The sequence below is a fragment of the Sphaerochaeta sp. genome (assembly GCF_050178175.1).
Classification (GTDB): domain Bacteria; phylum Spirochaetota; class Spirochaetia; order Sphaerochaetales; family Sphaerochaetaceae; genus Sphaerochaeta.
Genome location: NZ_JBFXGH010000149.1, coordinates 1 through 4,430, shown reverse-complemented (window position 1 = coordinate 4,430; position 4,430 = coordinate 1). Strand labels below are relative to the sequence as shown.

Sequence of the window (4,430 nt, the reverse complement as noted above, 5' to 3'; positions counted from 1 at the left end):
AAATATCTGGTAAGATTCTTTGAACTTTCTGCTTGAGAAATGTGAAGAATCTCATCTTTATGTGAAAATAATTTGAATTTGTAAAGATATTTGAAGATGACTCAAACTTGACGATTTCTGGTTTTGTTTTTATTCCTCCCATTAGAATTAGATCATTCACCAAATAATGCGGAGGAATATGTATCATGAAACGGAACAATCGGATGTTTGGTTTGCTTCTTATCTTCATGGTTGTAGTCATGCCACTCTTTGCTGACTACGAAGGACTTTCAATATCTACCAACTATCCTTCCCTGAATGTCAGCTCCACTGACATGATCACCTTCGACCTCAAGGTAAAGAACTACAACCTTGCCCCGCAGCGGGTCAATCTTTCATTGACAGGATTACCCAGAGGATGGGAATACCAATTTGTCGGTGGAGGAGGCTTGGTAAATGCAGTCTTTGCTGAACCTGAGTCAACGTCCAATGTTCAGCTCTGGGTAATTCCTGAGGCTACTGACAAAGAAGCCACCTATAACTTCTCTGTACATGCAGAGGGAGAAGATGATGCATCCTTCACACTGCCGCTTACCGTTACCATGGGAAGAAAACTCCCTCAAAGGCTCGCACTCGATACTGAACTACCAGTTATCAAGGGAGATCCCTCTTCTGATTTCACATTCAACGTCACACTCAGGAACAACAGTGCAGCAGAGACACTCATTGACCTCTATGCCGATGTGCCCCAGGGATTCTATGCATCGTTCAAGGAACAGTATGGGTCGAAGACGCTGAATACCCTTTCCTTGAATGCTGGGTCGTCAAAAACCATCCAGGTAACGGTATCGCCCTCCTCCGGTATAGCTGAGGGTAGCTATCCCATTACGGTAACCGCACGTTCCTCTGGAGCTGAGGCTTCTATACCGGTCACCCTTGAAGTACAAGGCCAGGCAAAACTCAGTCTTACAGGACAGGGTGGCTTGCTCAGTGCCAGCGCTGTTGCAGGAAAAGAAAAAGTCCTGGACTTGGAATTGGAAAATACCGGTAGTGCAGAAGCCAAACACATTGAGCTCTCCTCCTACACTCCCTCCAACTGGACAGTTTCCTATGATCCCTCTGTGGTGGAATCGCTCCCGGCAGGAGAGAAAATAACGGTGAAAGCAACCGTCAAGCCCTCCAGTGAAGCACTTACAGGAGACTACAGTCTCACACTCAAGGCGAATAGCGAGAATGCAGGCAATATTTCAGAGAAATTCAGGATTACTGTTCGTACCTCCTCTCTGTGGGGCATTGTATCAGTAGGCATCATCGCTGCTGCAGCAGTTCTGTTGGTATTTGCAGTGAAGAAGTTTGGACGTCGATAACAGGAGGTATTACAATGGGTAACGAAATCGTACTGAACGTTTCCCATCTGTCAAAACAGTACCGCAAGGGGGTTAAGGCAGTTGACGATATCTCCTTTTCCCTCAAGGAAGGAGAAATCTTTGGGCTGCTAGGGCCCAATGGATCGGGAAAGACCACCACCATCCTTATGCTGCTGGGACTCCTGGAGAGTACGGAGGGAACTGTGGAAGTGTTAGGCCACGATCCATTCCGCAAACCGTTGGCGGTAAAAAAACAGGTGGGTTATATGCCTGACACCATAGGTTTCTATGAGTACATGACAGCCTATGAGAACCTCGATTATACAGCCAGATTCCTTGGCCTGAATGCAGAGGAAAGGGAAAAACGCATCAAGGAATCAATTGCCAAGATGCGATTGACTGATCGTATGCATGACAAGGTAAAGACATATTCACATGGTATGAAACGTAGGTTGGGACTTGCTGAGTTGCTGGTCAAGAAACCGAGGATCGCCATCTTGGATGAGCCAACCCAAGGGCTCGATCCCCAGTCCATCCGAGAATTCCTCTCCCTGATCGCTTCCCTTCGTGACAGCGAAGGGATGACCTTCCTCCTCTCCAGCCATCAGCTGGATGAGGTACAGTCTGTCTGTGACCGGGTCGGACTCTTCTCAGAAGGGAAGTTGATCAGCTTTGGTTCTGTGGATTCACTTGGAGAGGAACACTTCGGCAAGGAGGTTCTTATAGACTTGCAGGCAGAGGGCAAGGAAAACCTGGAACTCCTTCTGAAGAAACAGAAAGGAGTGATAGAAGTAAATAAGACAGGTGAACATCGCTATCTGGTCACAGCCAGTGAAGATATCAGGCAAAACCTTGCCCAGCAGATATTCAGTGCAGGATGCAATCTCACATCACTTGAATTGAAGAAGCACTCACTGAATGAGATCTATCAGTTGGCATACAAGGAGGCGAGCAATGAATAAACGTGAGGGTTCTGCATTGACTGGCTTGAAAGTAATCTGGCTGAAAGAGATGCAGGATTATGCAGGAAATATCAGGATGATCATCCTGATGTTCCTTATCATCCTCACAGCAGGAGCCAGCATGTATGTCGCAGCCCAGACACTTCGCTCATTTGTCGGGGAAGACTCATTCATGCTGCTCACTCTCTTCACGATCAGCCAAGACCCCATCCCGTCATTTCTTTCTTTCATCTCCTTTCTGGTTCCCCTGACTGGCATCGCCCTCGGGTTTGATGCGATTAACTCAGAGTACCAGAACAGGACGCTGGGAAGAATACTTTCACAGCCGATCTATCGGGATGTCCTGCTCTTTGGAAAAGCTTTGGGAGCAGTAAGTGCTATGGCGATTATATTACTAGCACTTTGGCTGTTGGTCATTGGATGCGCAATGCTGTTCCTCGGGGTACCACCATCTGGAGAACAGATTGCAAGGGCCTTTGCATTCTATATAGTCACCCTGCTCTACGCATTGCTCTGGTATCTGGTTGGTATGATGTTCTCCATCATATTCCGACAGAGTGCAGTATCAGCATTGGTATCAATTGCCATATGGCTCTTCTTCATGATCTTCTGGCCCATGATCTCCCAACTCCTTGCATACGCTTTTGGAGGAGGAGACAGCTTCCAGAGTGCAAAACTGGAGGTGGTACTGGGAAGGGTTTCGCCCTACAGACTCTATACAGAGTCGGCATTGGCAATCCTGAATCCCTCAACCAGATCCCTGGGAGTGGTTCTCTTCAGCCAATTGCAGGGAGCTATCATGGGCAGTCCACTACCCTTTGGGCAGAGCATGTTGCTGATATGGCCACACCTCACTGCCTTCCTGGCAACAATCATCCTGTTGTTTGTGCTGGCATATGTGCTGTTCCAAAGGAAAGAGATCAGGATGTAAATGTATCTGGAGTCGTTATATCAGAAATGGATAACGACTCCACATCAATTCCTATTGGCCATGTTTATTTCAATCGAAAATTGGCATTTGTAACATGGTATCTTTCAATGCTATTTCATTTTATCTATTTCCTTCCCTTGATAAATCACTATTTGCCACTGCACTAATTAAGTATGAAAATTTCGCAACATATGTTCCCAGCCCTTAGGAAGAAGTACGACTCGTAGGAATCTTTTACTATTTGTTCTATTCCATCACCGGTATTTATCTTTATCGGATGTGAAGAAGTAAACCCTTCAGGAGCAGGAAGGTCATCTGGAACCATGGAAGCACTGGATCAAGCTCGTAAGGACTCTTCATGCCCTGTTGACCAAGGATGAGATGTATTCTCGCTGAGCTTTGAAAAACACTACCGAAGTTTTTATTTGGCTACTGTTGTCAAGCTCAAAGTTCCGAGAATTGTACTTTTCTCTTTCAGTCATAGATAATATACATTTTGGGGCACACCCATACAGCTACCCGATGGCTTGCAGATTCCGAGAACAGTGTTATACTTTAGCTACAAAGATTATGCGAGTTTTTTGGAGCGAGAGGTAGTTGCAGCTGCCTCTTCCCTTTTTGTCCTGTCAATCTCCTCCATCTGCATCCTGATTGGTTCAGGCAGATAATCCAACAATTCTGCAAGCTTATGGTACTGGAGTCTTTTCCTGAAGGCTGCAAGACCTTGTTGCTTGGTGAACTCGTAGATTCCATTGTTTCTCACCAGGATGTAGCTCAACTGGATCATCTTCTTGGCTACTGCGACAGCCGCAACAGGCTTGCCCTTACCTCTCAGTCTCAAATGCTCGTATCTTTCAAAAAGCGGGTTGCATTTTGTCGTTTTTGAAGCAGCCCAAGCCGCCTGGATGATGTTTCTCCTGATGCACTTGTTGCCCATATGGGATATATGACCCTTGCTTACCTTGTTGCCCGAGTCAAACCTCCTTTCCGAGAGTCCGACATAGTTCACGTAACTGTCGGGGGAGTCGAATCGGGACCCGTCACCGAGGAAGGCAATCTGGGAAGCGGCCGTCATCAAGCCGATTCCGGGAATTGAGAGCAGGGAAAGAGCCTCTTTTGGGTGCGATAGGCAGATATCCCTCAACCTCTGCTTGCATTGCTCCAATTGGTCGGTCACCTGACCGATCTGGT

4 protein-coding genes are annotated in these 4,430 nt (G+C 46.7%); 3 read left to right on the top strand and 1 reads right to left on the bottom strand.

Annotated elements, in window-relative coordinates; translation table 11 throughout:
* The first annotated feature begins 185 nt into the window (after positions 1-185).
* From AB7S66_RS11480 to AB7S66_RS11470, 3 genes are read left to right on the top strand one after another with little or no spacing between them, the layout of a single operon-like run.
* Positions 186-1,346 (top strand): NEW3 domain-containing protein, encoded by a 1,161-nt coding sequence (locus AB7S66_RS11480; RefSeq protein ID WP_428520136.1) that lies wholly within the window; start codon positions 186-188, stop codon positions 1,344-1,346.
* A gap of 14 nt (positions 1,347-1,360) precedes the next feature.
* Positions 1,361-2,308, top strand: a complete 948-nt coding sequence (locus AB7S66_RS11475) for an ABC transporter ATP-binding protein (RefSeq protein WP_428520134.1) — start codon at positions 1,361-1,363, stop codon at positions 2,306-2,308.
* On the top strand, positions 2,301-3,239 hold the full coding sequence (locus tag AB7S66_RS11470) for an ABC transporter permease (RefSeq protein WP_428520132.1): 939 nt from the start codon (positions 2,301-2,303) through the stop codon (positions 3,237-3,239). Before AB7S66_RS11475 ends, AB7S66_RS11470 begins: the two co-directional genes overlap by 8 nt.
* Before the next feature lie 568 nt (positions 3,240-3,807).
* Here the strand turns inward: AB7S66_RS11470 and AB7S66_RS11465 are convergent.
* A partial coding sequence (locus AB7S66_RS11465) for a transposase (RefSeq protein WP_428520130.1) occupies positions 3,808-4,430 on the bottom strand: 623 nt, incomplete at its 5' end.